The sequence below is a fragment of the Mesorhizobium sp. WSM1343 genome (genome assembly GCF_055901535.1).
This window is the reverse complement of the sequence record NZ_CM148370.1, coordinates 3,956,429-3,969,733: the sequence shown is the minus strand read 5'-3', so window position 1 is coordinate 3,969,733 and position 13,305 is coordinate 3,956,429. Positions and strand designations below refer to the sequence as shown.

The 13,305-nt window shown below is 60.1% G+C and carries 16 protein-coding genes; 9 read left to right on the top strand and 7 right to left on the bottom strand.

Annotated elements, in window-relative coordinates:
- Positions 1-253: 253 nt before the first annotated feature.
- The 4 genes from AC0NIL_RS19340 (at position 254) to AC0NIL_RS19325 (ending at position 3,309) form a co-directional block, all read left to right on the top strand.
- Positions 254-2,245 carry a protein-L-isoaspartate(D-aspartate) O-methyltransferase gene (locus tag AC0NIL_RS19340; protein ID WP_063168033.1) on the top strand — a complete coding sequence of 664 codons (1,992 nt, stop codon included), beginning with the start codon at positions 254-256 and terminating at the stop codon, positions 2,243-2,245.
- A 97-nt stretch (positions 2,246-2,342) separates the two neighbouring features.
- Entirely contained in the window at positions 2,343-2,549 is a 207-nt protein-coding gene (locus tag AC0NIL_RS19335) for a hypothetical protein (protein WP_337122051.1), read from the top strand.
- Positions 2,550-2,596: 47 nt separating this feature from the next.
- Positions 2,597-3,067, top strand: a complete 471-nt coding sequence (locus AC0NIL_RS19330; protein ID WP_013531529.1) for a YbhB/YbcL family Raf kinase inhibitor-like protein — start codon at positions 2,597-2,599, stop codon at positions 3,065-3,067.
- Positions 3,068-3,150: 83 nt separating this feature from the next.
- Positions 3,151-3,309, top strand: a complete 159-nt coding sequence (locus tag AC0NIL_RS19325) for a hypothetical protein (protein WP_013531528.1) — start codon at positions 3,151-3,153, stop codon at positions 3,307-3,309.
- Positions 3,310-3,415: 106 nt separating this feature from the next.
- Here AC0NIL_RS19325 and AC0NIL_RS19320 read toward each other — a convergent pair whose 3' ends face one another.
- Positions 3,416-3,844 (bottom strand): hypothetical protein, encoded by a 429-nt coding sequence (locus AC0NIL_RS19320; RefSeq protein ID WP_013531527.1) that lies wholly within the window; start codon positions 3,842-3,844, stop codon positions 3,416-3,418.
- 192 nt (positions 3,845-4,036) lie between these two features.
- On the opposite strand from AC0NIL_RS19320, the gene AC0NIL_RS19315 reads away from it, so the two are divergent.
- Positions 4,037-5,944 carry a multicopper oxidase domain-containing protein gene (locus AC0NIL_RS19315; RefSeq protein WP_473574098.1) on the top strand — a complete coding sequence of 636 codons (1,908 nt, stop codon included), beginning with the start codon at positions 4,037-4,039 and terminating at the stop codon, positions 5,942-5,944.
- Positions 5,945-5,999: 55 nt separating this feature from the next.
- On the opposite strand, the gene AC0NIL_RS19310 is transcribed toward AC0NIL_RS19315, so the two are convergent.
- Positions 6,000-6,293, bottom strand: coding sequence for a hypothetical protein (locus tag AC0NIL_RS19310; RefSeq protein WP_164745831.1), 294 nt, complete (start codon positions 6,291-6,293; stop codon positions 6,000-6,002).
- Entirely contained in the window at positions 6,290-6,517 is a 228-nt protein-coding gene (locus AC0NIL_RS19305; protein ID WP_023812003.1) for a hypothetical protein, read from the bottom strand. The genes AC0NIL_RS19310 and AC0NIL_RS19305 overlap by 4 nt, the downstream gene beginning before the upstream one ends.
- Before the next feature lie 251 nt (positions 6,518-6,768).
- Here AC0NIL_RS19305 and AC0NIL_RS19300 point away from each other — a divergent pair, with 251 nt between their 5' ends.
- From AC0NIL_RS19300 to AC0NIL_RS19290, 3 genes are all read left to right on the top strand, one after another.
- Positions 6,769-7,164 (top strand): hypothetical protein, encoded by a 396-nt coding sequence (locus AC0NIL_RS19300; protein WP_013531523.1) that lies wholly within the window; start codon positions 6,769-6,771, stop codon positions 7,162-7,164.
- A gap of 55 nt (positions 7,165-7,219) precedes the next feature.
- Positions 7,220-8,410, top strand: a complete 1,191-nt coding sequence (locus tag AC0NIL_RS19295; RefSeq protein WP_473574097.1) for an NADH-quinone oxidoreductase subunit D — start codon at positions 7,220-7,222, stop codon at positions 8,408-8,410.
- A 403-nt stretch (positions 8,411-8,813) separates the two neighbouring features.
- Entirely contained in the window at positions 8,814-8,999 is a 186-nt protein-coding gene (locus AC0NIL_RS19290) for a hypothetical protein (protein ID WP_013531520.1), read from the top strand.
- A gap of 39 nt (positions 9,000-9,038) precedes the next feature.
- Here AC0NIL_RS19290 and AC0NIL_RS19285 read toward each other — a convergent pair whose 3' ends face one another.
- Positions 9,039-9,788: a metallophosphoesterase family protein gene (locus AC0NIL_RS19285; RefSeq protein ID WP_013531519.1), complete on the bottom strand. Its 750-nt coding sequence runs from the start codon at positions 9,786-9,788 to the stop codon at positions 9,039-9,041.
- Complete coding sequence (locus AC0NIL_RS19280; RefSeq protein WP_063168036.1) at positions 9,781-10,590, bottom strand: nucleotidyltransferase family protein; 810 nt, start codon at positions 10,588-10,590, stop codon at positions 9,781-9,783. Before AC0NIL_RS19280 ends, AC0NIL_RS19285 begins: the two co-directional genes overlap by 8 nt.
- A gap of 376 nt (positions 10,591-10,966) precedes the next feature.
- Between AC0NIL_RS19280 and AC0NIL_RS19275 the strand changes: the two genes are divergently transcribed.
- Positions 10,967-11,878 carry an agmatinase gene (locus tag AC0NIL_RS19275; RefSeq protein ID WP_473574096.1) on the top strand — a complete coding sequence of 304 codons (912 nt, stop codon included), beginning with the start codon at positions 10,967-10,969 and terminating at the stop codon, positions 11,876-11,878.
- Positions 11,879-11,880: 2 nt separating this feature from the next.
- Here AC0NIL_RS19275 and AC0NIL_RS19270 read toward each other — a convergent pair whose 3' ends face one another.
- Positions 11,881-12,537: an imm11 family protein gene (locus tag AC0NIL_RS19270; protein ID WP_473574095.1), complete on the bottom strand. Its 657-nt coding sequence runs from the start codon at positions 12,535-12,537 to the stop codon at positions 11,881-11,883.
- A 64-nt stretch (positions 12,538-12,601) separates the two neighbouring features.
- Entirely contained in the window at positions 12,602-13,264 is a 663-nt protein-coding gene (locus tag AC0NIL_RS19265) for a glutathione S-transferase family protein (RefSeq protein WP_473574094.1), read from the bottom strand.
- Positions 13,265-13,305: the final 41 nt, after the last annotated feature.

Sequence of the window (13,305 nt, the reverse complement as noted above, 5' to 3'; positions counted from 1 at the left end):
GCTTTCGGTTCGCTGGTGATAACTGGGGCATCTTTGCGCTTGAGCAACCCCCGACTGCCGCCGTCCGGGACAGTGTCGCGACCCGAGCGGCCAAGAGACCGGTCGCTATCCCGCTGGAGCGAGCGGCTCTGTCCGCAAATAGGCGGGAACCTTGAAGTCCTCCAGCGGTTAGAAACTGGAATCGCGAAGGCCAGGTTCAAGGCAGCTACCGCGAAGGACAACCTCGAAGCGTTGCACCAAAGGGAGCTAAAAAATGCTCGATCTTCCTCGTGCCCGTGATCGAATGGTCAATATCCACGTCGGCCGGCGTGGCATCCATGACCGTGAAATTCTGCAGGCGATGCGCGAAGTTCCACGCGAGGCCTTCGTAGAACCCGGTTTCGAGGAATTTGCTTATGAAGACACGCCGCTGCCGATCGCCGACGGCCAGACCATATCGCAACCCTACATCGTCGCATTCATGATCGAAATGGCGGACGTCAAACCGGGTGACCACGTGCTCGAAATCGGCACCGGCTCGGGTTACGCCGCCGCGGTGATGAGCCGGATCGTCGAACAGGTCTACACCATAGAGCGTCATCCCGGTTTGGCAGAAACGGCGAAACGGCGGTTTGAAAAACTCGGCTATCGAAACATCGAGGTCCGGACAGGCGATGGCACCAAGGGCTGGCCGCAGGCGGCGCCGTTCGATGCCATCGTGGTGACAGCCAGCGGTCCCGGCGCACCGCTCGCCCTTCAGGAGCAACTCGATGTCGGCGGCAGGCTCGTCATTCCGGTCGGCGACGACCCCGATTTGCAACGCCTGCTCAAAGTCACCCGGACAGGTGCCGCAACCTACAGCGAGGAGGATTTCGGCGGCGTGCGCTTCGTCCCTCTCATCGGCGAGCAGGGTTGGTCGGAAAACGGCACCGTCACCAAGGTCGGTCGTCCACTTCGACATCCGCATCCAATCAGCCTGCCCGATATGATCGCGGCCGCGGCTGAACCGCTGCCCGATTTCGACGATCCGGCCTTCGGCGCATTGTTCGATCGGTTCGCCGACCGGCGCGTCGTTCTGCTTGGCGAGGCAAGCCATGGCACGTCCGAGTTCTACAGGGCGCGCGCGGCGATCACCCGCAGGCTCGTCGAACGGCACGGCTTCACCATCGTCGCGGTCGAGGCGGACTGGCCCGATGCGGCGGCGATCGACCGCTACGTTCGCCATCGTCGGCCGCGAACAGGCGCCGGTGCGCCATTCCAGCGGTTTCCGACGTGGATGTGGCGCAACACCGATGTCGCGGCCTTCTCCGACTGGATGCGCCGTCGCAACGAGAAGCTAGAACCTTCGGAGCAAGCAGGGTTCTACGGCCTGGACATCTACAATATGAGCGGGTCCATAGGCGCGGTCCTCGACTATCTCGACCGGGTCGATCCCCAGGCAGCCAAGATCGCACGCGAACGGTATGGTTGCCTGACGCCCTGGCAACACGAACCGTCTACCTACGGCCGTGCGGTGCTCACCGCCGGCTATAAAAAATGCGAGAAAGCCGTGCTGGAACAATGCCGGGACTTGCTCGCCAGACAACTCGATTATGCAAAACAGGACGGAACCGACTTTCTCGACGCCAGTCAGAATGCCCGGCTGATCGCGTCCGCCGAACACTACTACCGGATCATGTACTATGGCGGTGCGGAGTCCTGGAACCTGCGCGACACCCATATGTTCGAGACCTTGGAACATTTGTTGGACGCCGGCGGCCCCAACTCCAAGGCGGTGGTGTGGGCGCACAATTCCCATATCGGCGATGCCCGCTTCACCGAGATGGGTGTCGTCAGGGACGAACTGAACATCGGTCAGCTCTGCCGGCAGCGTTTCGGCGATGAGGCAGCGCTAATCGGTATGGGCACGCATTCCGGCACTGTAGCGGCCGCAAGCGACTGGGATGGCGAAATGGAGGTGAAGCAGGTTCGCGCGTCGCACGCCGACAGCTACGAACGGCTTTGCCACGATTCTCTTGTGTCGCGGTTCCTGCTCGACCTCGGGCGCGACAAGACGCTGCGTGAGCGGCTGCTGGAACGCAGGCTGGAGCGATTCATCGGGGTAATCTACCGGCCGGAAACCGAGCTGGGCAGCCACTATGCGGACGCTTCCCTGCCCCAGCAGTTCGACGCGTTCCTATGGTTCGACAAAACCGCGGCAGTGACGCCGCTTGGCCCGGAGCATGCAAGAACCGGCGTTCCCGACACCTATCCATTCGGGCTCTAACCGGCGCGCGCGGCGAGCCGATGAAGCAGAGCCCTGGAACCGGAACGGTTATCTGGCTTGCATTTTTAAACTGAAATCCCGTCGAAGGAGTTTTCTCATGACCGAAACCAAACATCCGAAATGGAAAAAACCCAGCGATGCCGACTTGGCGAACAATCCTGGTATCGGGACTTCCAAGGGAACGATCAAGGAAGGCGAAGAGTTCGAGCTTGAAGGCGAGAACACGGTCGAAGGCGATGTCGAGAACGACACGACCGCTGCTGGCGGGATCGATCCAAGACAAAAGATGCGGACCAACAAATAGCATGCCGTTGGCATCGCTGCGATCAACTTCCCCGGAAGGAGTGAACCATGCCACTTGCCCTCAGCAGCGCCGCCTTTGCCGAAGGCGGACCAATTCCCGAAAGATATACACGAGACGGCAAAAACGTATCGCCGCCGCTGAAATGGTCTGGAGTACCGGACGACGCCAAAAGCCTCGTTCTCGTCGTTCAGGATCCTGATGCGCCGAGCGGAACGTTTGGTCATTGGGCGGTATTCAACATCTCCGCGGAGACAAGGGAACTTCCCGAGGCGGAAAGCGGCAAGCCAGGTCCCGGTGCCCTTAGGCAAGCAACAAATGATTTTGGCAACGCCTATTACGACGGCCCTGAACCCCCGGTCGGACATGGCGTCCACCATTACCATTTCCGGCTGGCCGCGCTCGACACGCCGAGCCTTGCCATTCCGGCCAGCGCAGGCGTCGAGCGCATCTGGCGGGAGGCGCAGAAACACTCGCTCGAGCAGGCAGAACTCATCGGAACCTACGAACGCAATCCGTAAGTTGATGACCGAGGTGGCATTACCCTGCTGCTGCGCGGAACGGTTCTCCTCCTTGCCGGTTGTCTGGGAAAGGAGATGCCGCCATGTTTGGAGATATCATGTGGTTGGTCGTCGTTGCCGGCGGCCCATTGTTGCTGATCGTGCTGTTGGCCTATGCAGTTATCGCACGCCGCCGGCGTGGGCCCGCTGAACGAAGGGAAAGCGACCGGGCGACCGACCGGCTATACCAGGACAAGCGTTGATCCGCATCGCAAGATATCCGATCGGAAGACATCCAATCGGCAAGACATCCAATCGGCAAGACAGGGGATCGTAAGCCGCAGCGGGCGACGACGATCCCCAACTGGGTCAGCGCATTATCCTTTGCCGCAACCACGCAAAGAACCTGCCGCTGACGGCTGAGCGGACTCGCGTCGCAGCCCAGCGCGCTTTCATGGTTGAGCCGACGTGGCAATCGCAGACGATGTCGTGCAACTGCCAGTCGTTCAGCTCGAAAAAGCGCTTTGCCTCGCCGTAGGTATCGTCTTTCAAACCCGATGCGCGCAGCACTGGATCTTCGAAAGCAACCGAAATTGCGGTTCCCTCGCCCCGCATCATTGCACGTGCTTCGGGGTGCAGATGTTCGGTGCCTGCAAACGCGCCAAGGCATCGCTCGGGATTACGCTCCAGCAGTTCAGCCCAGCGCTCTATGCGCTGATTTCGTGTCATTGCGGAATATGCAGCCGACGATTCAATCTTGGCGACGGCATGCAGTTGGTCGAGTGTTTGATGTTTCATGGCCAGCTCCTGTTGAGGCAGCGAAGCGCCCACGCCTTCAAAGGAATTACCGCGCCGTAATGCTTCGACAAGAGCGCCAGGCTGGAGAATTCGACACAACCGGATTGGGCCGGCGGGATCATAAACACACGTGCTGCGTTCATCGGCGGGGGCTGCTTGTGACAAACCGCTGATCCGCGACGGGATGCATCCATGTTCATCCAGCCAATCGACTATTTCCTTGCTGTCTGGTTCGCTCTTGCCGCCGCCTCGACGCTCTATGTCGGCTTCGATCAATACCGCAACAATCCCGAACCGCTGGTGATGAAATGGGGTTTCATCCTGGTGACCCTCTATATGGGTCCATTGGGGCTGCTGCTTTATGTGCTTGCAGACAAGGAGCCACGACCGGGCGAGCATGAAGACTTCACCAGGCCGCTATGGAAGCAGGGCGTCGGTTCGACCATCCACTGCGTTGCCGGCGATGCAACCGGCATCATTCTCGCGGCGGTCATCACGGCAACGCTTGGCCTGCCGATGTGGCTCGACCTCATCGTCGAATATCTGGCGGGTTTCGCCTTCGGCCTGTTCATCTTCCAGTCGCTGTTCATGAAATCGATGATGGGCGGCACCTACTGGGAGAATGTGCGCAAGAGCTTCCTGCCCGAGTTCATCTCGATGAATTTCATGATGGCCGGCATGGCGCCCGTCATGAGCTTCCTGATGATGGGACGCGACATGCGCGCGATGGAGCCGACCGAGTTCTTGTTCTGGGGCGTGATGTCGATCGGCGTCATTGCCGGCTTCACACTTGCTTATCCCGCCAATGTCTGGCTGGTCGCTCGCGGACTGAAGCACGGGTTGATGACGCAGCGCCCGGAGGCGGCCGAAATGAGCAGTCGAGAGCCGACCGCCCAGCAACAGCACGCTACGCATCATGCCCGCGCCGGCGATGATCGACGACAAGGCCACGCCAACACATCCCACAAATCCAAACGCAGCGGCCATCAGATGGAGACGGACGCCACGACGCCGCAGATAGCAGCCCTCGGCATGGTCTCGGTGCTGGCGCTGGCGATTGGCATGGCCGCACCGGCGAACTGGCTGAACCTGACGCTTTCGGCACGTGACGTCGGCGGGGCGATCATGCCGCAAGGCATGATCATGGGCCGCGACACGCCGGCGGAAGCCATGCGTGACATGGCTGCAACCGATCCGCATCGCGTCACGGCATCCTATGGCCTTGCCGCCAAAGGCGACCAGGAACTGCCATTCCGCCTGGAGAACGGCGTCAAGGTGTTCGACCTCAGGCCCTCAGTGGTCCGCTGGCAGATCCTGCCCAAGGTCGCGGTCGACGCCTATGCCTACAACGGCCAGATCCCCGGTCCGCGCATCCACATTCGCCAAGGCGATAAGGTTCGCATCGACGTCACCAACGACCTGCCTGAGGAGACCACGGTGCATTGGCACGGCATGATCCTGCCGAACCAGATGGATGGGCCCGCCGAGATCACCCAGCCGCCGATCGAGCCTGGGCAATCCTATTCCTACGAATTCACCGCGACCCAGCACGGGACCTATTTCTATCATCCGCATGCCAAGCCGGACCGTACCCAGGCGCTGGGGCTCTATGGGGCGCTGATCATCGACCCTGCCAATCCCGCCGACGAGGTTCAGGCTGACCACGACTATGTGATCGAACTTCAGGAATGGCTGGTGCGCGATGGACTGACCTATCCTTCGATGCCGATGGAAGGCGGTATGCCGAACTTCTTCACCATCAACGGCAAGGCCTATCCCGCAACCGACGCCATCCCCATGAAGGTGGGCGAGACGCTGAAGGTGCGTTTCATCGGCACCAATAATGGCTTCGTCCATCCCATGCATATCCATGGCGGACCCTTCGAGGTCGTCGCTCGTGACGGTGAGACGCTTCCTCCCTCGGCGCGCTTTCTGGCCGATACGATCAATGTCGGGCCAGGACAGCGCTATGACGTCGTCTGGAAGGCACGGCGTCCCGGCAAGTGGCTCATCCATTGCCACATCCCGCATCACACGACGAACAACAATGTCGAGGAAAAGGGCGGCGGCGGGCTGATGGTCGTCATCGACGTCGGTTAGATCTGCCACCCCCCTGTGGATTTACCTGTGTCATCCGGGGGCGCATTGTTGCGCGCTACTTCTTGATAATGGTTCCGTTGCGCAAGTCGAATGCTTCGGTACCGCGAGCCTGGCGGTAGAAATCATCCTGCAATTCACCCCATTCGCCGAGAAAGGCGCCGCAATTGCTGCAATGAATTGGCGTCGACTCGTTGGCGTCGTCGGGAATGTCCATTTGGATGGTCCCACAAGCCTTGCAATCGAGTTTGTCGTCCAGCCGTCGTCCCATTTCCCAATGATTGCGCATTTTCGACCATGAGCCAATTGTCGATTTCGTACCAAATCGCATCGACCATGGCTCATCGGTCAATCGCGAGAGTCAAAAAGGACGGCCAGACCCAGTTCCCGTGCCAGCTCGACGATCGTCTCCATCAATTCATCATCTGTATCCTGCAAATAAGGCGCGTCCCTGCGAGCGGCCTCTATCGCCGCTTTGACCGAAACGATGTCGCCGTATCGCGCACTTCGAAGCTCTTCTGCCAGAAACGCCTTGGCGGTACCGACAGGTCTTATTGCCCATCTGGCGATGCTCATGCGGCTCCCTCCCATGGTCACCTCAGCTTCATTTTGATCCTGTCCAAGGTGCAGATCAATCGCTGGTACGAATCCGTACGGAGCTGCCCAACCGGTTGGAGACAGCCGTGTGACGAACGCCTTGGCCAGGGTTTTCGGCGTCTCTCTGGGGTGAGTTGGGGCGAAATCGCCCGGTGGGACCGGCCTTGCGGAACCATCGCTCAGCATGGAGGTTTCTTCAAAATCTCCCTCGAAGAATGCAAGGAGCGACCATGCGCATGTTGACGATAGCTGTCGCGCTTTCCGGGGCGGTCACCATTCAGCCCGTCTACGCCCAAACTATCGGACCGCAGCTTCCCCAGGTGACGCCACCGCAGGGCGAAGCGCAGCCGGAGCTGGCGCCGCCCGATCCAGGCTCTGCCGGTTTGAATTTCACCGGCGTCGCCATTGTCGCCGTCGAGGATTTGCCGGACGAAATCAAGGCGCAGGCCGATGCCGTGATTAACCAGACCAGCGCCGAAGATTTGCTTCGCCTGCAAAGCTCCGTCGATGCCTCACCTCAGGCGACGTCGGCTTTGAGAGCGAATGGGCTCAATTCCTCGCAGGTTGTCGCTGCAAACATAGATGGCGATGGCACGCTGACGCTGATCATTCAGACGACGACTTGAGGCATCGAACCATACGCATCACTGAATCGGCGAAATGCAGTCGCGGAGAGCAGCAATGGTCGAAGCCGCCGTTCGCAACTTCACCATCAATTTCGGGCCACAGCACCCCTCCGCCCATGGTGTTCTTCGGTTGGTGCTCGAACTGGACGGCGAGATCGTCGAGCGTGCCGATCCGCATATTGGCTTGCTCCATCGAGGCACCGAAAAACTCATAGAGCACAAGAACTATTTGCAAGCGCTGCCCTATTTCGATCGGCTCGACTATGTCGCGCCGATGAACCAGGAGCATGCGTTCTGCCTCGCCGCCGAAAAACTGCTCGACATAACAGTTCCAAAGCGTGGGCAGCTTGTCCGTGTTCTTTTTTGCGAAATTGGCCGGCTTCTGTCGCATCTCCTCAATGTCACGACCCAGGCCATGGATATCGGCGCCCTGACGCCGCCGCTTTGGGGATTTGCGGAGCGCGAGAAGCTGATGGTCTTTTACGAGCGCGCCTCCGGCGCTCGCATGCATGCGAATTACTTCAGAATCGGCGGCGTGCACCAGGATTTGCCTGCGAAGCTTCTCGACGACATCTGGGCTTTCTGCGGTCCGTTCCTCAAAGTCTGTGACAACCTCGACGATCTGCTCACCGGCAGCCGCATCTTCAAGCAGCGCAATGTCGATGTTGGTGTGATCGGGCTGGATGATGCCTGGCGCTGGGGGTTTTCCGGCGTGATGGTACGCGGATCGGGCGCGGCATGGGATTTGCGCAAGGCACAGCCATACGAATGTTACCCTGACATGGATTTCGACATCCCCGTCGGCAAGAACGGAGACTGCTATGACCGTTATCTCGTCCGTATGGAGGAGATGCGCCAGTCGGTGCGGATCATGAAGCAATGCCTGGAAAAACTGCGGTCACCCGAAGGCCAGGGGCCGGTCGCGATTCCGAACCAGAAGATCACGCCGCCGCGGCGCGCCACGATGAAACGCTCTATGGAAGCGACCATCCAGCATTTCAAACTTTATACCGAGGGGCATCGCGTGCCGGCGGGAGAAGTCTACGCCGCGGTTGAAGCGCCAAAGGGAGAATTCGGCGTTTATCTGGTTTCTGACGGGGGCAACCTCCCTTACCGGTGCAAAATACGTGCGCCATCTTTCGCCCATCTGCAGGCGATGGATTTCCTGTCTCGAGGGCACATGATCGCCGACGTTGCCGCGATCATCGGGTCGCTCGACATCGTGTTTGGCGAGATAGATCGTTAGTCCTCGGGAGGTTGCGCGCTTGCCCCGCGATGCAGAAACTCCCGTCTCATGCGTGGACGGGAGGCTCTTCATTCTCGTCGGGGTTGGGCAGCGGAGTCTCGTCCGGAAGCGTTTCCGGTTCGGGTTCCTCGATCGGCTCCGGCTTCCATGTTGGAGGCGGCACGGGCATATCGCGATTTGGGTCTGGCTGTCTTGGCTGTGGCATCTAACTGTCTCTGTTCAGTCGGAACAACTCGTCCGCCGTGGCATGGTTCCTGACAGAATCCAGCCCATCGAGATCGTTGCGCCCTCAAGGCAGGCGCACGTTGGTCCGCCCACGGATGCCGGCGCAAAAGTTGCAGATCGTTCGGAACCGGTCGGATTTTCGAGCCGTTGTCGTCGAAATCGACCAAGGAGAAGCGTGATGAAGGACAAGTCAGGAGATATCGACCATACACTGCCGCAAGTCGCCATCGACGATCAGCAGGTGCGACAGCTGGCCGCCACGACCGATTTGCCGTCAAGGCAGGCACGCGAACTGGTGCGCCGTCACGGCAACGATCCCCGCAAGCTGGAAGAGTTGGCGAGGTCGATCAACGCCACCAACTGAGTCCAGGCCAATGGGCATCGACGGCGCAAGCCGTTGGCATCAGATTTCCAGCAAGGCGTAGGGGCGGCCGCCAGGCTTGGCCACATGCATGGCGACGTTGTAGACCTTGGCTCCGCCAGGCGTTTGGCCTTCGTAAGAACCGCGATGTGCATGACCGTGCACGACAGCACTGACCTGGAATCGATCGATCGTTTCGGCCAGACGTGAAGAGCCCAGAAACGGAAATATTTCCAGCGGTTCTCCCGCGACGGTGTCGGCAATCGGCGCGTAGTGAAGGATCACCAGCGTGCGCTTGGCCCGCACCTGGCGCATCGCATTTTCAAGTCGCATTGCCTCGTTCACGCTTTCCGCGACCATCGTCTTGATCGCCGGTTCCCCGAATGAGCCGAGCATGCGTGACCCGAAGCCGCCTATGAATCCCTTCACGCCGACAAAACCGACCTCCTCGATTTCGACTGTCTGCCCGTCGAGGAGGTGAACATGCGCCTGCCGCAGGATCTTCGTGACGTCTTCCACCGCACCGGACTCGTAGTCATGATTGCCGAGGACTGCCACAACCGGGATCGAGCAGTTGCGCAGATCCTCGGCCAGCATCTCCGCTTCACGAGGCTTGCCGAGATTGGTCAGATCTCCCGTGAGAACGAGAATGTCCGCTTCGCTCGATATCTCGCCGAAGAGGTCTCGATACGAGTTTTGCGCATCTTCCCGCACATGGAGATCCCCGACCGCGGCAACTTTGAGCGCGCGTGCGCCGTCCTTGGGCGCGCTGCTCTTGACGGGATCAGCCATCACGGAATTCTCCCACACCACCGACACCGGCGAAGCCCCATTCCTTGACGTCGATCTCGTAGTCGGTTTGCGAAAGCAGCCGCCCACGGCAGATCTTCATCCTTGGAGACGGCAATTGCCGTTGCTTGGCGAGGCGGTCGAGCAATTCATCGAGCAACCAGGCCGGGATATGATCGCGCTCGCTCGGATAGATCCATCTGAAATTGATAAGCTGCATCAACAGAACCTCCCAATGAACCTCCAGATAAGAAAGCAGCCGGTGCCAATCGATCTGATCGCCCGCCTTGAGAATCGTATGAGCGATATCGGCGCCGTCGTGTCGCCCTCTGTCCTGGATAAAGCATTTGGACCAGATGAGTTCGGTCGGGCCGATGATCCGCACCCTGCTGCCCAACAGCTCGGTTTGGCGGGCGTGTTCCAGCCACAGGTCGCCAACAGGCACCGTGCCGTTGGCCGAGCCGAATATGACGTCGAAGAAATGCGTGCCCTTGAACACCTTGCCGAGCCACCGGTCGTCCTCGATTTCGACGGCATATCCAAGCTGCTTGAAATGGGCGAGGATCCGCGCGTAGTCGCCTGCCTTGCAGAAGATATCGAGGTCCTTGGTCTGGCGGGTGACACCCGTATAGGCGCTTACCGCGTAGGTCCCGGCGACCAGAAAGGGAATGTCGGTGGCGGCAAGCTCGCGGATTGCTTCGGTATAAAATACCTCCGCCTCGGCATTTTTGAGCGTCGGCGCCGCCTTTGCGTCAATCATGGGAAGCGAGACCAGAACGTTTTCAGGCAATGGGCCATTGGTCATGAAACGATGACTCCGAATCCGGCAACCGGCAGTCGCCCGCTGTGGTAACAACGTGAACCCCGCCTGGTTCCGCTACCGGGCGGCCAGCCAAAGGTTCATTCTCGTCACGTACTGGAAATTTCGGGATCGCGCCTGCCGATCCAAGCCCGGCCCAACGTCATCGCCGGCGCGCAAGTCTCTATGTCGCCTCGGAATCGGCCCATGCCGCCGCCAATGTCCCATTGGCCCAAATTTGAAACACCCCGTGGGTGCTCGATCTCGATCGTTTTAGAGTTTATTGGGCTTACCCAATCGGGCACACAAAGCTGAAGCCGAGGCGCTTGATCTAACCGCAGCCGATCGGCGTGCGCCAAGCCACTATCAGGACCATCAAGGCATGACCCCCTCGCCTCCCTTTCTCGGCTTTCCCGACCGTCTCGCAGATAGCCGCGTCCCTCGTGCGGTAATCTTCGGGGCCGGTCACGGCAGCACCTATCCCGGCAAGGACAGCAGCGGCTATGCCTTGGCCGCCAACGCCATCCGTGCTGCCAGCCAGGACGATGCCGCGTTCGTCGAGCACTGGGATTTCGATCTTGGCGGCCCGCTGTTCGACGGCAAGCCGGACTCTTGCGTCGACGCCGGCGATATCTTGACCACCATGCATGACAATGCCGGCAACCGGGCCAGGATCGAGGCAAAAACGCGCGAGATCCTGACGTTGCCGGCTGTGCCGATCCTGATCGGCGGCGACTGTTCCATGACCATTCCCTTCCTCGCCGGCTTTGCAGAGCACGGGCCGGTCTGGGTCCTGCAGGTCGACGCCCATATAGACTGGCGCGACGAGGTTCATGGCGAACGCCACGGCTATTCGAGCCCGATGCGCAGGGCAAGCGAGATGCCGCATGTCGCCGGCATGGTGCAGGTCGGTCTGCGCAGCGTCGGCAGCGCGCGCATCGCCGAAATCGAAGCAGCCCGGCGCTATGGCAGCCGCTTCGTGACCGCCCGCGAGGTTCATGCCCAGGGCGTCGAAGCCGCGCTCCGGCATATTCCGGAAGGCGCGCGGGTCGTCGTCACCCTCGACTGCGACAGCCTTGATCCAAGCATCATGCCGGGCGTGGCGGCGCGTACACCCGGCGGCCTCACCTACACGCAGGTAATCGACCTGATCGCCGGCCTCGGCAAACGGGCCAGGATCGCAGGATTCGACCTTGTCGAGTTCTATCCTCCGGCCGATATTGACGGCCTGTCAGCGCTGACCGCCGCGCGCCTTCTCGTCAATGTGGTCGGCACCGTCGTCCGGCAGGTTTGATGTCAAAATCCCGCTCTTCGCCGCAGAGCGGCCCAAAAGCGCGTGAGCGAGCTTGCGGTTGAAATGCCCTTTTTGGCACCTGGGTATTCGATCCTGCCTCGTCCGACCGGCTCGTCGCTCCAGACCAGGTTGAAAGCAATGCCCTTGAGCCCAAGCTCCCCGATCCGGCGTACGATCGTCTCCTGCAGATAAATATCGGATATTCGCACCCCGTCGGCACGCTCGGGCAGCTTGAATATCTCGGTACCGCCGATTGCGTCCGCTCGAAGGACGAGGCTTTCGATCACCATGATGCCGCCATCGTCAAAGCGAACGATCTTTGAACGTTCCTCGTCCAGCGCATCGATCACGGTGGTGACATTGAAGAGCGATATTGGCTCGTCAGCAGGAAGCGGCAGGAATTCACCGTACGGTTCGAGGGTTGGCCGAAGCAATTTCGACGCCCTCGCCCGCAGGATGAGCACATGCTCGCCAAGCCATGGAAAATCTGAATATTGCCGGAGCGTACCGTCTTCGTGTTCGCGCAGGATCTCCATCCTGGACGGATGCCATTGTGTCTGCTTCCGGCCGCAGAGCGTCGAAAACAGCTGGTAGTCGTCCGCCTGCCGAGGAAGGACCCATTCCTGTCCTTCGACCACGCTCAGGACATAGATATTCATCCGGTCCCCCGCACATCATCGCCTTGGTAGGCTCGGCCTGCTGCGCTGCTCTTCGCGCGCGTTCTCACCGCTGGTCCGCGACGGCCATTTGCGGCACCGGCGGCAATTCGGGTGCATCCATCCCTTTGAAAGGGTCACGCCAGGCGTCGATGTCTTCAAGTCGACGGTACCAGCGGCTGACAGAGGGATAATCGTCGAGCGGCAGTCTGGCGGCGTCGTTGAACGGTAGGAAGGTCGCCATTCGAAAATCGACATAGGAAACCGAATTGCCGACCAGCCACTGCCGCTCGGCAAGCACGGCGTCGAGTATTGCCGCAGCCGTATGGAATTGGTTCAGGCCCTCCTCCACCCGCTTCTGATCGATCGGGCCGATGCCGTACCGCTGTTTCGTCCCACGTTCGAAATGCACCGTGTCGCAAGCGAGTGCGAAGTACTCCTTGCCCCAGCTGAGCCACCGGATCATCTCAGGTTCGTCATCGCCGGTGCGCCAGAAATCCGAATGCGCGTGGCGCGACAGCCTGCAGGCTATGGCGTCTGCCTCCCAGAGGCTCTTTCCCTCATCATCCACAAGGATGGGCAGTGAGAGGTTGGGATTTAACCGGCGAAATTTCTCCATTTGCCCGGCAGCGAATGGCGAGGCGAATTCGAAGTCCAGTTTCGTTTCGAGATAGCGTGCGACCGCGACCGCCAATCGAGGATTGGGATTGCGGCTGAAGTACAGCTTCATTGGGCACCGACGATCTGGGCGACCACGCAATAGTCGATCAT